General features: G+C 59.0%; 18 protein-coding genes. 9 read left to right on the forward strand and 9 right to left on the reverse strand.

What is annotated here, in order from left to right; genetic code table 11:
- Positions 1-32: 32 nt before the first annotated feature.
- Complete coding sequence (locus BFP92_RS06655) at positions 33-1,157, reverse strand: OpgC domain-containing protein (protein ID WP_065928877.1); 1,125 nt, start codon at positions 1,155-1,157, stop codon at positions 33-35.
- 222 nt (positions 1,158-1,379) lie between these two features.
- On the opposite strand from BFP92_RS06655, the gene BFP92_RS06660 reads away from it, so the two are divergent.
- The 3 genes from BFP92_RS06660 to BFP92_RS06670 are packed head-to-tail and all read left to right on the forward strand — an operon-like array spanning position 1,380 to position 4,214.
- Complete coding sequence (locus BFP92_RS06660) at positions 1,380-1,754, forward strand: GtrA family protein (protein ID WP_065928878.1); 375 nt, start codon at positions 1,380-1,382, stop codon at positions 1,752-1,754.
- Positions 1,751-2,704, forward strand: coding sequence for a glycosyltransferase family 2 protein (locus tag BFP92_RS06665; RefSeq protein ID WP_065928879.1), 954 nt, complete (start codon positions 1,751-1,753; stop codon positions 2,702-2,704). The genes BFP92_RS06660 and BFP92_RS06665 overlap by 4 nt, the downstream gene beginning before the upstream one ends.
- Positions 2,694-4,214: a glucosyltransferase domain-containing protein gene (locus BFP92_RS06670; protein ID WP_065928880.1), complete on the forward strand. Its 1,521-nt coding sequence runs from the start codon at positions 2,694-2,696 to the stop codon at positions 4,212-4,214. Before BFP92_RS06665 ends, BFP92_RS06670 begins: the two co-directional genes overlap by 11 nt.
- A 101-nt stretch (positions 4,215-4,315) precedes the next feature.
- On the opposite strand, the gene BFP92_RS06675 is transcribed toward BFP92_RS06670, so the two are convergent.
- The 3 genes from BFP92_RS06675 to BFP92_RS06685 form a co-directional block, all read right to left on the reverse strand.
- Positions 4,316-4,612 (reverse strand): cupin domain-containing protein, encoded by a 297-nt coding sequence (locus BFP92_RS06675; protein ID WP_065928881.1) that lies wholly within the window; start codon positions 4,610-4,612, stop codon positions 4,316-4,318.
- Positions 4,613-4,677: 65 nt separating this feature from the next.
- Entirely contained in the window at positions 4,678-6,297 is a 1,620-nt protein-coding gene (locus BFP92_RS06680) for an FMN-binding glutamate synthase family protein (protein ID WP_065928882.1), read from the reverse strand.
- 29 nt (positions 6,298-6,326) lie between these two features.
- Positions 6,327-7,091, reverse strand: coding sequence for a helix-turn-helix transcriptional regulator (locus tag BFP92_RS06685; protein ID WP_065928883.1), 765 nt, complete (start codon positions 7,089-7,091; stop codon positions 6,327-6,329).
- Between the two features lie 93 nt (positions 7,092-7,184).
- Here BFP92_RS06685 and BFP92_RS06690 point away from each other — a divergent pair, with 93 nt between their 5' ends.
- From BFP92_RS06690 to BFP92_RS06700, 3 genes are all read left to right on the forward strand, one after another.
- On the forward strand, positions 7,185-8,006 hold the full coding sequence (locus tag BFP92_RS06690) for a carbon-nitrogen hydrolase family protein (protein ID WP_065928884.1): 822 nt from the start codon (positions 7,185-7,187) through the stop codon (positions 8,004-8,006).
- A gap of 188 nt (positions 8,007-8,194) precedes the next feature.
- A complete protein-coding gene (locus BFP92_RS06695; protein WP_065928885.1) occupies positions 8,195-9,520 on the forward strand; it encodes an APC family permease in 1,326 nt (441 codons plus the stop codon).
- 100 nt (positions 9,521-9,620) lie between these two features.
- The gene (locus tag BFP92_RS06700) at positions 9,621-9,893 is read left to right on the forward strand and encodes a type B 50S ribosomal protein L31 (RefSeq protein ID WP_017135901.1); all 273 of its coding nucleotides are present in this window, start codon (positions 9,621-9,623) and stop codon (positions 9,891-9,893) included.
- Positions 9,894-9,913: 20 nt separating this feature from the next.
- Here BFP92_RS06700 and BFP92_RS06705 read toward each other — a convergent pair whose 3' ends face one another.
- Genes BFP92_RS06705 through BFP92_RS06720 form a run of 4 tightly spaced genes read right to left on the reverse strand, consistent with a single transcriptional unit; the run spans position 9,914 to position 15,962 of the window.
- On the reverse strand, positions 9,914-11,293 hold the full coding sequence (locus BFP92_RS06705; protein WP_065928886.1) for an ATP-binding protein: 1,380 nt from the start codon (positions 11,291-11,293) through the stop codon (positions 9,914-9,916).
- Complete coding sequence (locus tag BFP92_RS06710) at positions 11,290-13,107, reverse strand: DAHL domain-containing protein (protein ID WP_065929282.1); 1,818 nt, start codon at positions 13,105-13,107, stop codon at positions 11,290-11,292. The genes BFP92_RS06705 and BFP92_RS06710 overlap by 4 nt, the downstream gene beginning before the upstream one ends.
- Entirely contained in the window at positions 13,104-14,066 is a 963-nt protein-coding gene (locus tag BFP92_RS06715; RefSeq protein WP_065928887.1) for a cytochrome-c peroxidase, read from the reverse strand. The genes BFP92_RS06710 and BFP92_RS06715 overlap by 4 nt, the downstream gene beginning before the upstream one ends.
- Positions 14,067-14,087: 21 nt before the next feature.
- On the reverse strand, positions 14,088-15,962 hold the full coding sequence (locus tag BFP92_RS06720) for a putative bifunctional diguanylate cyclase/phosphodiesterase (protein WP_065928888.1): 1,875 nt from the start codon (positions 15,960-15,962) through the stop codon (positions 14,088-14,090).
- A 228-nt stretch (positions 15,963-16,190) separates the two neighbouring features.
- On the opposite strand from BFP92_RS06720, the gene BFP92_RS06725 reads away from it, so the two are divergent.
- Genes BFP92_RS06725 through BFP92_RS06735 form a run of 3 tightly spaced genes read left to right on the forward strand, consistent with a single transcriptional unit; the run spans position 16,191 to position 18,414 of the window.
- Complete coding sequence (locus BFP92_RS06725; RefSeq protein ID WP_065928889.1) at positions 16,191-17,504, forward strand: response regulator c-di-GMP phosphodiesterase, NosR family; 1,314 nt, start codon at positions 16,191-16,193, stop codon at positions 17,502-17,504.
- Positions 17,501-17,914, forward strand: a complete 414-nt coding sequence (locus tag BFP92_RS06730; RefSeq protein WP_065928890.1) for an NUDIX hydrolase — start codon at positions 17,501-17,503, stop codon at positions 17,912-17,914. Before BFP92_RS06725 ends, BFP92_RS06730 begins: the two co-directional genes overlap by 4 nt.
- A complete protein-coding gene (locus BFP92_RS06735) occupies positions 17,908-18,414 on the forward strand; it encodes a GNAT family N-acetyltransferase (protein ID WP_065928891.1) in 507 nt (168 codons plus the stop codon). Before BFP92_RS06730 ends, BFP92_RS06735 begins: the two co-directional genes overlap by 7 nt.
- 135 nt (positions 18,415-18,549) lie before the next feature.
- Here BFP92_RS06735 and metR read toward each other — a convergent pair whose 3' ends face one another.
- Complete coding sequence (metR, locus tag BFP92_RS06740) at positions 18,550-19,467, reverse strand: transcriptional regulator MetR (RefSeq protein ID WP_056858838.1); 918 nt, start codon at positions 19,465-19,467, stop codon at positions 18,550-18,552.
- Positions 19,468-19,605: the final 138 nt, after the last annotated feature.

Genomic DNA, 19,605 nt, shown 5'->3' on the forward strand with positions numbered 1-19,605 from the left:
AACAAAAAGCCCCTTATCGGGGCTTTTTGTTTTCAGGCGGCGGCCATGCGTGTCGATTGGTCCAGCCGTTTGTTGAACTCCAGCCAGGCGCCCAATATCGCCATCAAGCCAGCGCCCACGAGCGCGGTAAAAATTTGCATGGCAAAGGCATCGCCGGCCATGGCGTTGACCATGTCCGCCAACGGCGCCAACAACACGCCAAGGCAGAACACTTCCAGCGAAAAGCGGCCCATCCGGCAGGTCTGCTGTGCCAGCCAGTTGTGCGTCCAGGCACGCCCCGGCAACAGTTTGGCGGTGACATAGGCCAAGGCCAAAAAATGCAGCAGACGCACCGGCGACAGGTCGGTCTTGCTGATCGGGTACAACAGTTCGCTGAGCGCGTGCGGCATCAACGCGTCATGCACCTCGGGCCAGCGCCAGCCGATCGTGATCACGCCGGCCATCAATGCGTAGGTCGCTGCCATGATGAACAACGGCTGCCGCAGCAGTGGCCGAAGGTCCTGCGTTCGGGGTTGTTGCCCATGAATCGCCGCCGCGCCGCCCAGCACGAACAGGAACTGCCAGGTAACCGGGTTGAAGTACCACACCCCGTCGGCAATCGCTGCCAGGTTCCAACCCAGGTGTGGCGCCAGCAGGTACACCGTCATCGACCCCGCCACCACCCACCAGGTTTTGCGCAAGAGCAGCGGCAACACCAGCGGCAGGCCGGCCAGCAGCACGATATACAAGGGCAACGGGTCCATCAGGTTGGGCTTGAAGCGCAGCAGCAATTCATCCACCAACGCTTGCTGTGGTTGGGTGACAAAGTGCGTCAGGCCCATCTCCTGCACCAGGTCGCGGGTTTCCACATGGCTGTTGGCGAAGAACACGATGCCCATCAGCATCGCCAGCAAGAAGATATGCACCACGTAAAGCACCCAGGTGCGTCGCAGGATCTTCAGGCAGGCCATCCAGTAGCCTTCGCGTTGCAAGACCTTGCCATAGGCCAGCACTGAGGCATAACCGGCAAGGAATACAAACACTTCAGCGGCATCGCTGAAGCCGAAATTGCGCAGGGTGATCTGGCCGAGTGGGTTGTGGGGCACGTGATCCCAGAAAATGAAGATCAACGCCAGGCCCCGAAAAAAATCGATGCGCGGGTCGCGTCCGTTCAGCATGGCAGCGGGCTCTTGAGCTGGGGTTTAAGTCATGACAGGCGAATGCGCGTGTTGTCACACGCCGCACGTCGGGCGGGCGCAGGTTGGCGGTATTTGTAAGCAATTGCAAAGGCTGGGTATTACGGAATGTCTCAGTGTGGCGGGCGGGCTACCTGTCAACTTTGACAGTAGACGCTGTGGGCGCGCCGTGGCTTGCTGGGCCACCCGCCACAGGACAACTTTATGCGCCGAGTATGGAAGGGATTCTCCAGCTACACGGTCATTGGTATCGCCAATACGGTGGTCCATTGGCAACTGTTTTTTGTGTTCAGGACCGCGTTTGAGATGAGCCAGGCGGCGAGCAATTTTCTTGCCTTCGCGGCGGCGGCATCGCTGTCCTTTTATATGAATGCGCTTTACACCTTTTCCATACCGCCCTCATTGCCGCGTTATGGGCTGTTCATGCTGTGCATGGGCGGCTTGAGCCTGGTGGTGGGCGGGCTGGCCGATCGCTGGGGCGTGCCGGGCATGGTCACCGTGCTGGTGTTTTCGCTGGTCAGCCTGGTGTGCGGGTTTCTACTGTCGCGCTGGGTGGTGTTTCGCGAGCGTGACCAATGAGGGTCTCGTTGGTGGTGCCGCTGTACAACGAGGAGCAGGCCGTGGATGGGTTTTACCGCGCGGCGCGGCAGGAGCCTTTGTTGCGCAACCATACGGTCGAGATTGTGTTTATCAACGACGGCAGCACTGACCGTACCGCCGAACGGGTCCACGCGCTCGCCATGGCTGACCGCGACGTGATGTTGATCAACTTCTCGCGCAACTTCGGCAAGGAAGCCGCCTTGTTCGCCGGGTTGGAGTACGCCACGGGTGACGCGGTGGTGCCCATGGACGTGGACTTGCAAGACCCGGTCGAGGTCGTTCCGCGATTGCTTGCCGAATGGCAAAACGGCGCCGATGTGGTGTTGGCCAAACGCCGTAACCGTGCCAGTGACGGTTACCTCAAGCGCCACACTGCTTCGCTGTTCTACCACCTGCTCAACCGCATCGCCTACACCCACATCGAGGAAAACGTCGGCGACTTTCGGCTGATGGACCGCAAGGTAGTCGACGTGATCAAGGCCCTGCCCGAGCAGCAACTGTTCATGAAAGGCGTGTTGTCCTGGGCCGGCTTTACCGTGGCCATCGTCGAATACGACCGCGCCCCGCGCGCCATAGGCCAGAGCAAGTTCAACGCCTGGAAACTCTGGAACCTGGCGCTGGACGGCATCACTTCGTTCAGCACCTTGCCACTGCGGCTGTGGAGTTATATCGGTGGGTGTATTTCGCTGGTGGCGTTGGTGTATGCGGGTTTTTTGATCGTCGACAAAGTGTTGTTCGGCAATGACGTGCCGGGGTATCCGTCATTGATGACCGCGATTTTGTTTTTGGGCGGGGTGCAACTGATTGGGATTGGGATATTGGGGGAGTATGTGGGGCGGATTTATATGGAGGCCAAGCATCGGCCGAGGTATGTGGTGAAGGAAGTTATACGTGAACCCATAAAGGAGGGCATGCATAATGTGGGCTAAGCAGGTATTAACTAAGAAGCAGGTACTGGTTTTTTTCTGTGTGGTGTCATTAGTCTATGTCTATCCTATTATTCGTGCCGACTATGCCTATGTCGATGATAGTTGGCGTGCATTGTTGTTGGAAGGGGCGAGTTGGAGAGATCAGGGTCGAATTTTGCTGGAGGTGCTGCATAAGTTTTTAACGTTTACAGGAGGCACTACCAATATATTTCCCTTGCCGTTATTAATTGCCACCTTCGTCATGGCGTTGGCTATGACACGTCTAACCTTCTGGTATTTCTCACGGCCGGATATCTTTGCTTGTCTGGTTATATTGCCAATTATCTGTAACCCGTTTTTTTTGGGTAACATTACCTATCAGTATGACGGCCCCGGTATGATGTTGGCAGTGGTGGCTGTTATCTATGCAATCACTTGTATGCAGAGACAAGCGCTTGTGCGCGGGCTGTTGGCGGCCCTGTTAATTGCTGTATCGCTAGCGTTGTATCAGCTGACGATCACCTTGTTCGTCGGACTTTGCTGTATCGAATTTCTATGGAGTGTAAGAAATAGGGTCGAAGTGAAGAAAATTCTAATAATGTGGGGCGAGCGCGGTTTGCAATTGTTGGGGGGCGGGTTGATCTATTACTTCACAGCTCATCAGCTTGTTACGAGCAGTCGCGGCAACAGCCTCCCCTTTGACTCACGATGGTTGGGTGTAGTGAGCGAGAGGTTTGTGTTTGCCATGGACAGTGTTTACGCGTTGGTCAACACTTGGAATATTGGTATTTTTGTAATTTTGGTGATCACTGCAATGGTTGGGTTTGTTTTTTGGCTGAAAAACATACCCACTTTAGTGGGCGGTCAGTTGGGCAAGGGCGTTTTGTTGGTTGGGTTCATAAGCTCGATCGGGGTATTGCTGTTGTGTGTGCCTGGAGCAATGCTGTTTGTAACCGAAACCAATCAGGATGCGAGGAATTATATTGGTTTTTCTGCACTGTTGATGTTGTTGTTTTTGCTCGTCTACGATGTCTTGGAACGGGTGTGGGAGGTGCTAAAGTTACTGCTGGTGATACCGGTTTTGCTTATGTTTTCATTTTGCTATGCCTATGGGCAGGTGTTGATTGCCAAGAAAGAGTTGGAGTCGGCCGTTGCGCAGTACATTGCTTACGATATAGTTGCTGATGAGCAGCTTAGTGCGGCTAAAATATTATATTATATTGGCCCGCGCACGGCTGGTAATTGGCTTCCACGAGGGCATGCGGCAATGACCTATATGCCGACGCTAAGATTTATCTTGAGCGGTTCGAATACGTTGCTGCATCCACAGTTTATGACAAGGCTGGGTATCAATAATGTGGTGGAGGGTGATCGCGCTGTTTATGAAGCTGCCGTTGCATCAGGCAAGCATTACCGCCGAGTAGTGGACAGAAAATTCTATTCGATCGACCTGACGGACCAAGGCGGTTTTATCCTATTCAAGGAAATCCTGGATCCGGAGGACTACACGCTGCAAATCAACGAAAAATGAGCCTGGGCGTAGGCGCCGCAAATGGGCATCGTCAGTGTTTATGCCGCTATCACTTCAAGCGTAAATAAACTCTGTTGTCGACTCCAAGTTTGGACTCGTCTCTAGATATCCATTATTACCAACGTGCCATGGCTCCCTGCAACCACGGCATGTGCAACCCCTGCTTCCACAAGGTACATCTGCCCGGCGCTCACCCGAATCTGCTGATCACCGACGCTCAAGTGCAACTGACCGTCGATCACCAGCAACCCCTCATTGTAGTCATGGGTTTCCTCTTCATAAGCTTGCTCATCCATACGCAACACCTTGATCCGCGCAGGGCCGACCTGGCCCAGGCGCGTGGATTTCCAGCTGTCGGGCAGTTGTGCGGCAATGGCGCTGAAGTCGAATAACGGCATGTGAAGCTCCTTGTTTCAACGATGCCGTCGGTGGTCCGGTTCAGCGGTCAAGAGTGTTCGAATATTTACGCAGCGGCGACTTCATGCGGCTCAAAACTGTCCGCCCGCGCCATCTGCCACATGCGCGAATAGAACTCGCCGTTCACCTCGCCGGTGAGCAACTCGCCGGGTTTGAGGAACACATGCAGCTGCGAGAACAGTTTGATTTCGGTCGCCGACATGCGCCGCACCAAATGCTTGGCCGACAACTGCGACGGATGATCCAGGCCGGCGGCGGCGAGCATTTCCGCCAGGGCGTGCAGCGTGTTGCGGTGGAAATTGAACACGCGCTGGGCTTTGTCGGGCACCACCAGCGCACGCTGGCGCAGCGGGTCTTGTGTAGCCACGCCCGTCGGGCATTTGTTGGTGTGGCAGCTTTGCGACTGGATGCAGCCGATGGCGAACATAAAGCCGCGCGCCGAGTTGGCCCAGTCCGCGCCGATGGCCAGCACGCTGGCGATATCGAAGGCGCTGACGATTTTGCCGCTGGCGCCCAGCTTGATCTTGTCGCGCAGGTTCAAGCCCACCAGGGTGTTGTGCACAAACAGCAGGCCTTCACGCAGCGGCACGCCGATATGGTCGGTGAACTCCACCGGCGCGGCGCCGGTGCCACCTTCCTTGCCGTCGACCACGATAAAGTCCGGGAGAATGCCGGTTTCGAGCATGGCCTTGGCGATGCCCATGAATTCCCATGGGTGGCCCAGGCAAAACTTGAAGCCCACCGGTTTGCCGCCGGACAGTTCACGCAGTTGCGCGATGAACTGCATCATCTCGACCGGTGTGGAAAACGCGCTGTGGCGCGACGGCGAGATGCAGTCCTCGCCCATCATGATGCCGCGCGTCTCGGCGATTTCCTGGGTGACTTTGTGCTTGGGCAGGATGCCGCCATGGCCGGGTTTGGCGCCCTGGCTCATCTTGATTTCGATCATGCGCACTTGCGGGTTCTGTGCCTGCACGGCAAAACGTTCCGGGTCGAAACGGCCGTCGCTGGTGCGGCAGCCGAAGTAACCGCTGCCCAGTTCCCAGGTCAGGTCGCCGCCGTTTTCGCGGTGGTAGGGGCTGATGCTGCCTTCGCCGGTGTCATGGGCAAAGTTGCCGAGCCTGGCGCCTTGGTTGAGGGCACGAATCGCATTGGCGCTCAACGAGCCGAAGCTCATGGCCGAGATGTTGAACACCGAGGCCGAGTAGGGTTGGGTGCACTGCGGGCCGCCGACCATCACGCGAAAGGCGCTGGGGTCGCTGAGCGGCGCCGGGCGCATGGAATGGCCGATAAACTCAAAGCCCGACTGGTACACGTCGATCAGGGTGCCGAAGGGTTTGTCGGCGGTTTCGTTCTTGGCGCGCGAGTAGACCAGCGAGCGCTGAGCGCGGGAAAAGGGCAGGGCGTCGCTGTCGGATTCGAGCAGGTACTGGCGGATCTCCGGGCGGATGGCTTCCACCAGGTAACGGATATTGCCCAGGATCGGGTAGTTGCGGCGTACCGCGTGGGGGCTTTGCAGCAGGTCGAAAAGGCCGATCAGGCTGAGGACGCCGGTGACCACGGTGATGGGCCACAGCCACTCATGTTCGATAAAAGGGAGGCTGGCGAGGGTAAAAATGACGCACACGGCAAAGAAGGCGTAACGGCTTAATAACGACAGGCTCATACGGGTTTCCTTGGGTTCGGACTCATCGGCTAGGCGTTTTGCGCCTGAAGAAAGATCGAGAACAGCTCCGACTGGGATTTGATCCCCAGCTTGCTGTACATGTGTTTCTTATGGACTTTCACGGTTTCAACAGAGATTTCCAGCTTACGGGCGATCTCCTTGCTGGAGCAACCGCTGAGCATCAAGCGGCCCACATCCAGCTCGCGGGCGGTGAGTTGAGCGCCCCAATCATCCTTTTGAATCGGCGGCTGCGGCGCGCTCACCTGGTTCAGTTCATGGGGCAGGCGCTGGCGCAGCAGGCTCAACACCCAAGGCTGGATCAGTGACAGCAGGGCAATTTGCTCTGGGTCAAAACGCTGTTTTGAGCCCAGCGACAGGCACAGGGTGCGCCCGTCCGGCAGGTGGCAATTGAACTGGATTTCATCGGCCACCACGTTCAGGCGAAAGTAGCGCTGGTAGTACTCGGTCAGCTCGAAATGCTCCGGTGCCACTTCCGCCAGGCGCAACAGGCCGGTGCGCGGGTGTTCGCGGCTGGCGATGTAGAACGGGTCAAGCAGGTACAGGCCGTTGAGGTAGTCCTGGAACAGAGGGTCCGGCGCGCCGTCGGCACCTGGGCATTCGGCGAACACCAGCGGGCGGTGCTCATTGCTGAACAGCAAGGCGACCCAACTGTCGGACGGCACGTACTGGTCCAACAGCCGCACCAGTTGGGTCCAGAAGTTGGGCTGGTCCAGGGCGTCTATCATTTGCCCCACCGAACGGTGCCAGGCGATGTCTTGCAGCGTCATGCTCATCAATCTACCCCTATCGGGTTACCCCGGCCGCGTAATTCCCTGGCCGGTGTTGGCTGCGCATACTGCGGCACGGATAAAGAACAAGGAATACCCATGAAGGTCGAAATTGCCCAATTGGCAGGCCGCGATAACGCTACAGCTTACAACCTTGAGCGCGCCTTGGCGGCCATTGCTGCGTGCGCCGCCGACACGCAACTGATCGTCTTCCCGGAAACCCACTTAATGGGCTTCCCGTCGGCCGAGACCGTCGCCGCGATCGCCGAACCGGTAGACGGCCCCACCGTACACGCGGTTATCCAGGCGGCCCGTGCGCGCAATATTGCCGTGGTTATCGGCATGGCCGAGCACGACGATGGCCAGTTCTATAACACCACCTTGCTGATCACCCCCGAAGGCATCGCCCTGCGTTATCGCAAGACCCACCTGTGGGCTTCGGATCGTGGCGTGTTCACCGCCGGAGATCGTTACGCCACCTGCCTGTGGAACGGCGTGCGCGTCGGCCTGCTGATCTGCTACGACATCGAGTTCCCGGAAACCGCCCGCGCCCTGGCGCAGTTGGGCGCCGAACTGCTGATCGTCACCAACGGCAACATGGACCCGTATGGCCCCACGCATCGCACCGCAATCATGGCCCGCGCCCAGGAAAACCAGGCGTTTGCGCTGATGGTCAACCGGGTCGAAGAAGGCGACGGCGACCTGTTGTTCGCCGGCGGCAGCGCGCTGGTCAGCCCGATCGGCACCTTGCTGTTTGAAGCGGGGCGTGAGGAAGGGCAATTCGCCGTCGAGCTGGATCTCGACCAGTTGGTGGCAGCTCGCAAGGACTACCGCTACCTGGATGACCAGCGCTTGAAATTGCCCGGCGAGGTGATTGAGCACGGCGATGGCACGCGCGAACTCCTGATCCCCCGGCACTGATGATCGTTCCCACGCTCTGCGTGGGAATGCCTGCGGTGACGCTCTGCGTCACGACGTTCAAGAGCCGACGCAGAGCGTCCTGGGCTGTATTCCCACGCGGAGCGTGGGAACGATCAATCATAAAAATAGTTTGCGCTTCACCGACTTCAGTTCTGCCATAAATCTAATAATTCAGCGGAGAATCGCTCATGGCTCGTTTGCAACGCACCCTGTCGTTAGGGTCGGTGGTGCTGTTTGGCATCGCCTATATGACGCCGATCATTGTGCTTGGCACCTTCGGCATCCTCGCGCAATCCACCGGCGGCATGGTGCCGGCCGCGTATCTTGCGGCGCTGGTGGCGATGTTCTTTACCGCCATGAGCTACGGGCGCATGGCCCAGGCCTTCCCCGTGGCCGGTTCCGCCTACAGCTATGTGCGCAAGGCCATCAGCCCCAAGCTGGGTTTTATCGCCGGTTGGGCGGTGTTGCTCGACTACCTGTTCCTGCCCATGGCCATCTGGCTGATCGGCGCTGCGTACCTGCATTCGGCGTTCCCGACGGTGCCGCAGTGGGTGTGGGTGCTGGCGTTTATCGGCATCACCACGGCAATCAATATCATCGGCTTGAAACTCGCCAACGGCATCAACGCGCTGCTGATGCTGGTGCAGTTTCTGGTGCTGATCGCATTCGTGGCGCTGTGCATCCACTACATCGGCGGTGACGCGAGCAAGCCACTGTGGACGCTTGCACCCTTTTTCAACGGCCAGATGCACATGCCGCTGATCATGAGCGGCGCGGCCATCGCCTGTTATTCGTTCCTGGGTTTTGACGCGGTCAGTACCCTCACCGAAGAAACCCGCGACCCACGCCGCACCATCCCACGGGCGATCATGCTGATCACCTTGATCGGCGGGCTGATCTTCGTGGGGGTGTCGTACTTCGTGCAGATCGCCCACCCGTCGTTTGAGTTTGCCGATGTGGACTCGGCGGCCTATGAGATTGCCCGCAACCTGGGCGGTGACCTGTTTGTGTCGATCTTCCTGATCGGGCTGATCGTCGGCCAGTTCGCCTCGGGGCTGTCGGCCCAGGCCAGCGGTTCGCGCCTGTTATTTGCCATGGGCCGTGACGGCGTGTTGCCCAAGTCATTCTTCGGCACCTTGCATGCGCGCTTCGGCACGCCGGTCAACAGCATCCTGTTGTGTGCGCTGGTGGCCTTGCTGGCGTTGAAGCTTGACGTGACCACCTCCACTTCGTTCATTAACTTCGGTGCGTTCCTGGCGTTCAGCCTGGTGAACCTGTCGGTGATCTTTCACTACTGGATCGGCGCCAAAGCGCGCGGTGTGCGTGAGGTGATCCTGTTTCTGATCTTCCCGACCATCGGCCTGTTGGCGGACCTGTGGCTGATGATCAGCCTCGATCAACTGGCGATTTACCTGGGCGCGGTGTGGTTGGCGATTGGCGTGGTTTACCTGGGCTTCCTCACACGCGGTTTCTCAAAGCAACCGCCGGAAATGGACTTTCAGGAAGCGGCATAGAAGCGGCCGGCCTATTCTTATTGCAATCGGTTCTCGTTTGGGTGCATGATTTGTGTTACTGTATAACACTTAAATTGCACCCAGACGCCCCGGAGGCCTTATGAAAGCTGGTATCCATCCCGACTACCGTACCGTGCTGTTCCACGACACCGCCGCCGACGTGTTCTTCCTGATCGGCTCCACCGCCGACAGCGACCGCACCCATACACACAGCGACGGCAACACTTACCCGTACATCCCGCTCGATGTGTCCAGCGCCTCGCACCCGATCTACACCGGCCAGCAGCGCAAGACCCAGGTCGAAGGCCGGATTGCCGGGTTCAACAAGCGTTTCGCTTCGTTTGGGTCCAGCCCGAAAAAGGCGGATGCATAACCCTGACTCGGCGGCGTGCCCTACGCCGCCGTTTGCCGAATCGGCAGCACCACCCGAAAGGTTGTGCCCTTGCCCAACTCACTGCTGACCGAGATTGTGCCCCGGTGTTTCTTGACGATGCCGTAGGACAGTGACAACCCCAAGCCGGTGCCTTCGCCGACGGGTTTGGTGGTGAAGAAGGGGTCGAAAATTTTCTGCACGGTTTGCGGCGCAATCCCACAGCCGTCATCCGCCACTTCCAGCCAGATGTTCTCGCCTTCCACACCATTGCTGATGGTAATGGTGCCGCGTTCCGGGCCCATGGCTTGCGCGGCGTTGATCACCAGATTCATCACCACTTGATTGAGCTGCGACGCCAGGCACTCGATGTCCGGCAGCGGCATGTAGTGCTTGACCACATCAGCCTTGTACTTGAGTTCGCTGGCGACGATGTTCAGCGTCGAATCAATGCCTTGTTGCAGGTTGGAGAATTGCCAGGTCTGGTCGTTGTCCACCCGCGAAAAATTTTTCAGGTCTTTGACGATTTGCACCACGCGGCCAATGCCATCCTTGGATTCGCGGATCAGGATCGGGATGTCCTCCTTGAGAAAGTCCAGCTCCAACGTAGTGCGCAAGGCCTTTAGCTGGTCGCGCTGTGGTTGCGATGCGATTATTTCCTCATTGTTTCGATAAGCTTCAAGCATCTGTTGCAGCTGGTTAAAGTAGCCATCAAGGGTGTTGAGGTTGGACGAAATGAAGCCTACCGGGTTGTTGATCTCATGGGCGACACCGGCGGCAAGCTGACCCAGCGAAGCGAGCTTTTCCGACTGCACCAGCTGGCTTTCCAAGTGCTTGCGCTCGTCGATTTCCAGTTGCAGCGCCTGGGTACGTTGTTCCACCAGCTGTTCCAGGTGCAAGGTTTGCAAGGCGGCGCGTCGGGCCATGTCCCACTTGTTGGCCAGGGTGTTGGCCATTTGCTGGACTTCAATGTTGTCGAAGGGTTTTTTCAGGATCAGCAAACGGTCATGGGCGTGCAGGCGAAAGAGCAGGTCCTCCCAGGAGTAATCCGAGTACGCGGTGCACACCACCACTTGCAGGTCGGGGTCGACCTTCCACAATGCCTCGATGGTCTTCGCGCCGTCCCAGCCCTGGGGCATGCGCATGTCCACAAAAGCCAGCGCGTAGGGCCGTTGTTCTGCCATGGCCGTGGTCAGCAAACCCAGGCCTTCTTCGCCACCGTACGCCGAATGCAGGTCGAATGCCTGAGCCTGAGGCGTGGCGGTGTCGCCGAACAGCGCTGACTCCAGGTCATCCAGTGCGGGGTTGGAAGCCACGCTCGGCATCAGAATCTTGCGAAAATCTTCATGAATTGACGGTGTGTCATCAATCAGCAGAATGCGCCGGTTGGGAGGCTGGTTCATGGGGCAGTTCCGGCAAGGGTGAGAGGAATCGTCAGGGTAAACACTGCGCCAAGGCCTGTCCCATCACTGTGAGCGCTGAGTTGGCCGTGCATTTCCACGGCGGCCAGGGCACAGCTGTGCAGGCCGAAACCGTGGCCTTCTTTGCGAGTGGTGAAACCGTGGGTGAATATCCGGGTCATGTTCTCGGCGGGTATGCCTTCGCCATCGTCCTTTACACTGATTTTCAGGGTCTCGTCAGCCGCCGGTTGCACGGTCAGGGTCATTTGCCGTGGACGGTCACTGAGGTTGGACATGGCGTACTTGGCGTTGCTGATCAGGTTGACCATAATCAGCAGCAGTCGGTGTTTGTCGCCCAGAATCTCCGGTACTTGGGCGTACTCCTTGACCACCGTGACGTGATGACGGCTTAAAGCGCCGGCGTTCATGCGCAGGGCGTCTTCCATCAACGCGCTGATGTTGACGGGTTCGAGCAGTGTGGAGGCGCCGGCATAGGATTGCTGGGTCGAGACGATGTCCTTGATGTGGTCAACGCTTTTGCTCAGTTGCGTCAGTTCCTCGCTCATGCCTTGCTGTTCGAGTGCAATCGCTTCGACCAACTGGTTCAGGTAGCCCGGCAGCAATTTGCCCTTTTCATCCTCGTTGAGGAAGGTGCCCAGGTCGGCCTGATGCGCGTTGATCAGTTGCATGGCTTTGCCCAGGCCCTGGACCTTGCTGTTGCGCAATTGGCGCGCCACCAGGTCGGCGGAAATGTTCACGCTGTTGAGCACGTTGCCAACGTTGTGCAGCACGTTCGTGGCGATTTCCGCCATGCCCGCCTGGCGGGCGCTGTCCATCAGCTCGCTCTGGGCGTCCTTGAGCTGTTGCGTGCGCCGCTCCACCCTGTGTTCCAGGGTTTCGTTGGCGGCCTGCAAGGCACGATTGATCCGGTTGATCTCGGCGAAACTGCGCAACAGGCGTACCGCCAGGTACAGCAGCAACACCACCAGCAGGGTTGAGAAAATCAACAGGTAGCGGTGGTATTGATGATCAATGAGGTCGGCCGCCTGCTGGTCCTGATTGAGGTGGGTGGTCAAGTCATCCAGGCGCTCGGCCACGGGCACTGTGGCAATTCGTTCGAGGAGGCTGTTGACCACCGGCTGCTCGCGCAGGATCAGCGAAATATGGTTGCTGAGGATCACGACCGGGGCCTGGAATTCACTGGGCAGGCGCTCCTTGTTGACTTTCAGCTTGCCCAGGCCCACCAGAATATCGGCGGCGCGATCGTCACTGGTGACCTGGGCGAACTCCAGGCTGCTGAGCAGCAGGTCGTAGGTGTCGGTGGCCACGCTTTGCAGTTGCAGCCGACCTCCATCGTCAATACGACTGAACTGGGCCTGGATATCGTCTTCAGCGGTCGGCAGAAACGCCAGCGAGTTGCGCAGCACCGCATTGTGGGATTTGAACTGGTCTACCAGCCGTGCCTTTTCCTGGATGGCGGCTTGATACGCTTGCTGGGTGGCGTGCCAACCGGTCAGGTCGGCGGTGTGGTGGTAGGTGTCGCGGCTGCCCAGTTCGGCCCATATGCGCGTCATTTCGGTAAGCGGTGTCACCAGCGGATCGTAGTTGTGGGTAATCGAGACCCGGGCCTTGAGTACTTCGCTGTCCCATTGCGCATTGAGTTGCTGGAGCTGGCGGATCAGGTCCCGTGACTGGGTGTAGCTGGCCGTTTGGTCGCGGGAGGACATGAGGTACAAAAAGATCAGGGTCGAGGCCAGCAGCAGGGTCATCAACCCCAGCAACAGCTGGCTGGTACGGCGGCGGGACAGTCGGCTCATAACGGCTTGCCCGCCCATTGGCCAGTCAGGGTCTTGAGAAACAGGATGATCAGGTCCTTGTCTTCCTGGGTCGGAGTGCGCCCCAGTTGATATTTGAACATTACGTCCACGGCCTCTTCCAGGGTTTTGGCCGAAGCGTCGTGAAAGTAGGGCGCGGTGACCGCCACATTGCGCAGGCTGGGTACCTTGAACACATAGCGGTCCTCTTCATCCTTGGTCAACAGGTAACGCCCCAGGTCCGACTCGACCGGGTTGCCGCGGGCCTGGAAGTAGTCATCCATCACGCCGAATTTTTGAAACATGTTGCCGCCGATGTTCACACCCTGATGGCAGGCGATACAGCCGTAATCTTTGAAATGCTGGTAGCCGTACTTTTCCTTGAGGGTCAGGATCTCTGTATTGCCCTTCAAGTATTGGTCAAATCGCGAGTCGGGCGTGAGCAGCGTGCGCTCATAAGTGGCCAGGGCGTTTTGCACATTGGCTGCAGTGACGCCATCGGGATAGGTCCGCTGGAATGCGTTCCGGTAGGCGGGCACGGCTGCGAGGTTCTGCACCACGGTTTTCCAGTCGCTGCCCATTTCTGTCGGGCTGATGACCACGTGTTCGACTTGCGCCTCCAGCGTGTCGACACGGCCATTCCAGAACTGTTTGAAATTCAGGCTGGCGTTGAACACCGATGGGGTGTTGAACTCTACCGGTTTGCCGTCAAAACCGATCGAAAACGCCTTGTCGTCGGCGCCGCCGGACTCCAGGCGATGGCAACTGGCGCAGGACAGCGTGTTGTTGGCTGACAGGCGCGGCTCATTGAACAGTTGCCGGCCCAGTTCGACTTTGGCCGGGTCCAGCATCGGCACGTCCGGCAAGGGTTTGAGTGCCTCGTCCAGCGGTGCGGCCGCCAGTGGCAGACTCGCGCTTAACCATAAGGTGAAGATGAGCCCTTGGGTTGATACTTCGTTCAAGCGAGCACTCCTTGCAATCGGCTATTGATCGGGCATCAGGGCAGGGTGACCGGCTTGCATCAACTGCGCAAAATCCTTTGGGGGCACGGCTTTGCTGAATAGAAAACCCTGGCCTTCTTCGCACCGCTGAGCTTGCAGGAAGTTCAGTTGTTCGCGGGTCTCCACGCCTTCGGCAACGATGCTCAGGTTCAGACTTTTACCCATTGCGATGATAGCGCTGATCAGTTGGGCGTCCTGGCTATTTACGCTCATGCCGTGCACGAAAGATTGGTCGATTTTCAGCACATCGATGGAAAAGCGCCGCAGGTAGCTGAGGCTGGAGTAACCGGTGCCGAAGTCATCCAGGGCCAGACGCACGCCCATGGCCTTGATGGTGTTCAAGGTGGCGACGGTGTCGTCGACATTCTGCATTAACACGCTTTCGGTGATTTCCAACTCCAGCTGGGCAGGCGGCAGGCCGGTCTGTGTCAGTATCTCGGCCAGGTTGTCGGTAAAGTCCCGCTGGCGAAAGTCGATGGCCGAGACGTTCACCGAGATGCGCACCGGGCTCAAGCCCATGGCGCGCCACGCTTGCCCTTGCTCGCAGGCCTGGCGCAGCACCCACTGGGTCAAGGGCACTATCAGCCCACTGTCTTCGGCCACCGGAATGAACTCAGACGGGCTGATCCATCCCGAGCGCGGCTCAAACCAACGTATCAAAGCTTCAGCACCGACGATTTTGCCGGTTTTCAATTCCAGTTTCGGCTGGTAGTGCAGCACAAACTCGTCATGCTCCAGGGCCTGGCGGATCGCACTTTCCAGGCCCTGCTGGTGTTGCGCGCGCAGGTTCATGGTCTGGGTGTAAAAGCTGAAGTCACCCGGGCCGCGCTCCTTGCTGGTGTGCATGGCGGTTTCGGCCTGTTTGATCAGTTCCACCGCGGTGCGGCTGTCATTGGGGTAAATACTGATGCCGAGGCTGGCGGTGACGCTCAGGTCGTGCCCGGCGAGGTGGCGGGTTGCGCGCACGGCCGTGAGCAACTTTTGCGCAATATGCTGGGTTTGTTGCGGGTGCTGGATATCGTTGAGCAGAATCACAAACTCATCGGCCACGTAGCGAAACACTGAATCCGAGCCTCGTACCGTCGCCACCAGGCTCTGGCTGACCTGCTGGAGTACCTCGTCGCCCACCGGATACCCCAAGGCATTGTTGATGCGCTTGAAGCGGTCCAGCCCGATAAATATCACCGCCAGTTGTGTGTCATGCCGTCGGCCCAGGGCGATGGCCTGGGTCAGGCGGTCACCCAGCAAGGCGCTGTTGGGCAACTGCGTGAGCGCGTCGTATTGCAGCAGGTGCGAAACCTTGAGCAGTTCCTGCACGCGTTCTTCAATGGTGCGCTCCAGGCTCCGCACCTTGAGGGCGACGTCTTGGGCTAGCTGCCATTTCCAGGTCAGGGCGCTGGCCATCTGGCGGATTTCCAGGTGGTCAAAGGGTTTTTTCAGGATCAGTAACTGGTCGTTGTACTTCAACCGCGCTTCGATGGCCTCAAAGGAGTAATCGGAATAGGCGGTGCACAGGGCAATCTGCAGGTTGGGGTCGACGCTCCACAACTGTTCGATGGTGTGCAGACCATCCCAGCCGGGTGGCATACGCATGTCGATAAACGCCATGGCGTAGGGCGCACCGTCCGCCAGGGCCTTGTTCACCAGGGCAAGGGCCTCCTGGCCCTGATAGGCCGAATCGAGCAAAAACGTCTGGCGCACCGGCACCTCAGTGCCGAACAGGGCTTCTTCCAGGCTGTCCAGTGAGGGGGCATCGTGGGGGTTGGCGCACAGAATCTTGCGAAAATCTTCGTGGATAGAGGCGGTGTCATCCACGATCAGAATGCGCCGGTTGGCCCGCCCTGAGTCCGGGTTCATGGCGCACTCTGTACTGGCAGCAGGTTCGATGGCATAACGCTTCCTTCCTTGGTTTGATGTCCGGGAGGATGGACGTACCGGTTGAGACAGCATAGTTGAGTTCCCTTGATATCGACGGCCAATTGGCGTCAAATCAGCTGCGTGGATGCGTGCATCAAGCGCAGAAACGCGGCGGGATATCAGGGTTCAATTCCGCTCAATTTCGTTTATTTTCAAGGCGCAGTAACCATGGATGAACAACTCGCGACCCCACCCACGATTCTGCTGGTTGACGATGAAGAATCGATCCTCAACAGCCTGCGCCGGCTGTTGCGCGGCCACCCTTTCAATGTCGTGCTCGCCGGCAGCGGCGCCCAGGCCCTGGAGATCATGGCGGCCCAGCCCATCGACCTGGTGATGAGCGACGCCCGCATGCCCGGCATGGACGGCGCGCAGTTGCTGGCTGAAGTGCACCGGCTGTACCCGGCTACCAGCCGCATCCTGTTGACCGGCTATGCTGACCTCGCGACGATCATCAAGGCGATCAACGAAGGGCAGATTCACCGTTACATCAGTAAACCCTGGAATGACGAAGAACTGCCGCTGGTGTTGCGCCAGGCCCTGGAGCATCAGCGCCTGGAGCGCCTGGCCCATGAGCAGAACGATCAGCTCAAGGTGTTGAACGCCAACCTGGAAAAACGCGTGGCAGCCCGAACCAGCGAGCTGCAACAGACCGCCGACATGCTCGATCTGGCCTACGACGAGCTCAAGCGCAGCTACGTGACCGGTACCGAAGTGTTTTCGCTGTTGGCCAACCTGCGCTTGCCCAAGGACAAACAGACCAACCGCGCCTTGATCGAACTGGTGCGGGTCTACTGCGCGGCCCAGTCCATCGACGAAGCCAGCACCCGCGACCTGACCATGGCCGCTGCGCTGTATAACATCGGTAAGCTGAGTTGGAGCGACAGCATGATGGTTGCGCCGTCGGACAAGCTGCACAGCACCGACCGTGGCCTGTACCGCGAGTACCCGACCCAGAGCGAATCGCTGCTGATGACCCTCGAACCCATGAAGGATGCGGCGCGGATCATTCGCCATCACCAGGAGCGTTGGGACGGCACGGGGTTTCCCGATCACCTCAAGGGCGATGCGATCCCGCCCGGCTCGCGCCTGCTTAAACTGGCGGTGGACTTCATCGAACTGCAAAAAGGCTTGATCCTTGAACGGCATCTGAACAGCGACGAAGCGTTGCTGTATATCCGCAAGTACGCCGGGCGCCTTTACGATCCGGAACTGGTGGAAGACTTCGTGCAGGCCTGCGCGGCCTTCCTCAGCGATGTGACCCTGGGCGACCCCAACGTCAAGGTCCTCTCCACCCGAGAGCTGGAAGCCGGCATGGTGCTGGCCCGCAACCTCAATGCCGATAACGGCATGCTGTTGCTGAACGCCGGCAAGGTATTGAACCTGCCGCTGGTGGACAAGCTGATCGCGTTCGAGGCGATGGAAGGCGCGAAATACAGCGTGTTTATCAAACAACCTGAAGAGACACCGATTCTTTCATGAGCATTTCCACTATTCGAATCGCCGCCGCCCTGCTGATCGGCCGCGACGGCCAAACCCTGCTGGTGCGCAAACGTGGCACCCAGGCGTTCATGCAACCGGGCGGCAAGATCGATGCCGGTGAGCAACCCGCCGAGGCGCTGGCCCGTGAGCTGTACGAGGAACTGAACCTGCGCATCGACCCGGCTGAGGCTGTCTACCTGGGCCATTTTTCGGCCCCGGCAGCCAACGAGCCGGGCTTCACCGTGGAGGCTGAGCTGTTCCAGGTGCATATCGATTCGCCGGTGAGCCCCGCCGCTGAAATCGAAGAAGTGCGCTGGATCGACCCGGCCGGTGAGGGTGGTTTGCACCTGGCGCCGTTGACTCGCGATTGGATCCTGCCGTTTTATCGCGCGTCGCTCGCTGCATGCTGATCCGCACACTGGGGGCGAATGACGCCGAAGCTTATCGGGCGTTGATGCTGGAGGCCTATGGCGCCTATCCCCAGGCGTTTACCTCCAGCGTGGCGGAGCGCGCACGGATGCCGTTGAACTGGTGGGAAAAGCGCCTACAGAGCCCGTTGGATCAGGTGCACGGCGCTTTCGAAGGGCAAACGCTGGCCGGCATTGTCGGCCTGGCCTTCGAACCTCGGGAAAAGGCCCGGCACAAAGTCACGCTGTTCGGCATGTACGTGACCGAGGCTTATCAGTGCAAGGGCCTGGGCCGTCAGTTGGTGCAGGCGGCGCTCGATGGCGCGCGCCGCCAGCCCGGCGTCAAACTGATCCAACTGACCGTCACCGCGGGCAACGACGCCGCATTCGCGTTGTACCAGCGCTGCGGCTTTATCCAGTACGGCCTGGAGCCATTGGCGGTACGGGTGGGCATCGAGTACTTCGACAAGATCCACATGTGGCGCGAACTCAAAGCCGACTGAAACTCTATAGAGAAACCCAATTCTGTGTGGGAGCTGGCTTGCCTGCGATGGCATCACCTCGGTGTACCAGGCAGGCCGAGTCATCCGCATCGCAGGCAAGCCAGCTCCCACATTAGAGTCGTCATTTATGCGGGATTACCGCACGGCGCTGACACCATCCAGGGTCGAAAACGAGGTGTCCTTGGCGGTCAGCAAGAAGTCGCGCATATACGGCGCGTCCAGCATGTCCGCACGAATCCCCGCATATAACGTCGCAAACAAGCCCTTCTCGCCCAAACGCTTGGCCTTCACATACCCACGCGAGCTGTATTCATGCAGCGCCCAATGCGGCATGCCGCACACGCCGCGGCCGCTGGCGACCAACTGCATCATCATCACCGTGAGCTCCGAGGTGCGCACCTGGGCCGGTTCCACGTCAGCGGGTTCCAGGAACCGCGTGAAAATGTCCAGGCGGTCGCGCTCAACCGGGTAGGTGATCAGGGTTTCGCTGAGCAAGTCTTGCGGCACGATATACGACTTGTTCGCCAGCGCATGCTGGTTGGCCACGGCCAACATGGCTTCGTAGGTAAACAAGGGCACATAGGTGATGCCCGGCAGTTCCAGCGGGTCGGAGGTCACCACCAGGTCCAGGTCGCCACGGGCCAGGGCCGGCAGCGGCGCGAAGGCAAAACCTGAGGCCAGGTCCAGTTCAACCTCTGGCCAGGCATCGCGGAACTGGTCGATGGTCGGCATCAGCCACTGGAAGCAGCTGTGGCACTCGATGGCCATGTGCAAACGACCGGCGGTACCACCGGCCAGGCGCGCGATGTCGCGTTCGGCGCCGCGCAGCAAGGGCAGGGTGGCGTCGGCCAGTTGCAGCAGGCGCAGGCCAGCGCTGGTGAAGCGCAGCGGCTTGGTCTTGCGCACGAACAGCGGCATGCCCAGGCGCTCTTCCAGCTCCTTGAACTGGTGGGACAGCGCCGATTGCGTCAGGTGCAGGCGTTCGGCGGCTTCAACCAGGCTGTCGGCTTCGCGCAACGCGTGCAGGGTCTTGAGGTGGCGGATTTCGAGCACGGGCGCTCCATGAAGATAATTTGTGATGAGGAGAGATAGCGTGAGTTTGTCTCATGTTCCCATTTATGTCGACCATGACCGTTGGGCGTACTTCATCAAACTGTCACGCAACTGTGGCAGCGCGCTTGAACAAACTTC

This window comes from Pseudomonas sp. 58 R 3, from assembly GCF_900006605.1.
Classification (GTDB): Bacteria; Pseudomonadota; Gammaproteobacteria; order Pseudomonadales; family Pseudomonadaceae; genus Aquipseudomonas; species Aquipseudomonas salomonii.

What these genes read in the sequence shown, in the direction of transcription:
- BFP92_RS06670 (WP_065928880.1), top strand. Translation starts at nt 2,694, where the DNA reads ATGTGGGCTAAGCAGGTATTAACTAAGAAGCAGGTACTGGTTTTTTTC.
- BFP92_RS06710 (WP_065929282.1), bottom strand. Translation starts at nt 13,107, where the DNA reads ATGAGCCGACTGTCCCGCCGCCGTACCAGCCAGCTGTTGCTGGGGTTG.
- BFP92_RS06705 (WP_065928886.1), bottom strand. Translation starts at nt 11,293, where the DNA reads ATGAACCAGCCTCCCAACCGGCGCATTCTGCTGATTGATGACACACCG.
- BFP92_RS06730 (WP_065928890.1), top strand. Translation starts at nt 17,501, where the DNA reads ATGAGCATTTCCACTATTCGAATCGCCGCCGCCCTGCTGATCGGCCGC.
- BFP92_RS06675 (WP_065928881.1), bottom strand. Translation starts at nt 4,612, where the DNA reads ATGCCGTTATTCGACTTCAGCGCCATTGCCGCACAACTGCCCGACAGC.
- BFP92_RS06660 (WP_065928878.1), top strand. Translation starts at nt 1,380, where the DNA reads ATGCGCCGAGTATGGAAGGGATTCTCCAGCTACACGGTCATTGGTATC.
- BFP92_RS06720 (WP_065928888.1), bottom strand. Translation starts at nt 15,962, where the DNA reads ATGAACCCGGACTCAGGGCGGGCCAACCGGCGCATTCTGATCGTGGAT.
- BFP92_RS06735 (WP_065928891.1), top strand. Translation starts at nt 17,908, where the DNA reads ATGCTGATCCGCACACTGGGGGCGAATGACGCCGAAGCTTATCGGGCG.
- BFP92_RS06725 (WP_065928889.1), top strand. Translation starts at nt 16,191, where the DNA reads ATGGATGAACAACTCGCGACCCCACCCACGATTCTGCTGGTTGACGAT.
- BFP92_RS06690 (WP_065928884.1), top strand. Translation starts at nt 7,185, where the DNA reads ATGAAGGTCGAAATTGCCCAATTGGCAGGCCGCGATAACGCTACAGCT.
- BFP92_RS06655 (WP_065928877.1), bottom strand. Translation starts at nt 1,157, where the DNA reads ATGCTGAACGGACGCGACCCGCGCATCGATTTTTTTCGGGGCCTGGCG.
- BFP92_RS06700 (WP_017135901.1), top strand. Translation starts at nt 9,621, where the DNA reads ATGAAAGCTGGTATCCATCCCGACTACCGTACCGTGCTGTTCCACGAC.
- BFP92_RS06695 (WP_065928885.1), top strand. Translation starts at nt 8,195, where the DNA reads ATGGCTCGTTTGCAACGCACCCTGTCGTTAGGGTCGGTGGTGCTGTTT.
- BFP92_RS06665 (WP_065928879.1), top strand. Translation starts at nt 1,751, where the DNA reads ATGAGGGTCTCGTTGGTGGTGCCGCTGTACAACGAGGAGCAGGCCGTG.
- BFP92_RS06680 (WP_065928882.1), bottom strand. Translation starts at nt 6,297, where the DNA reads ATGAGCCTGTCGTTATTAAGCCGTTACGCCTTCTTTGCCGTGTGCGTC.
- BFP92_RS06685 (WP_065928883.1), bottom strand. Translation starts at nt 7,091, where the DNA reads ATGAGCATGACGCTGCAAGACATCGCCTGGCACCGTTCGGTGGGGCAA.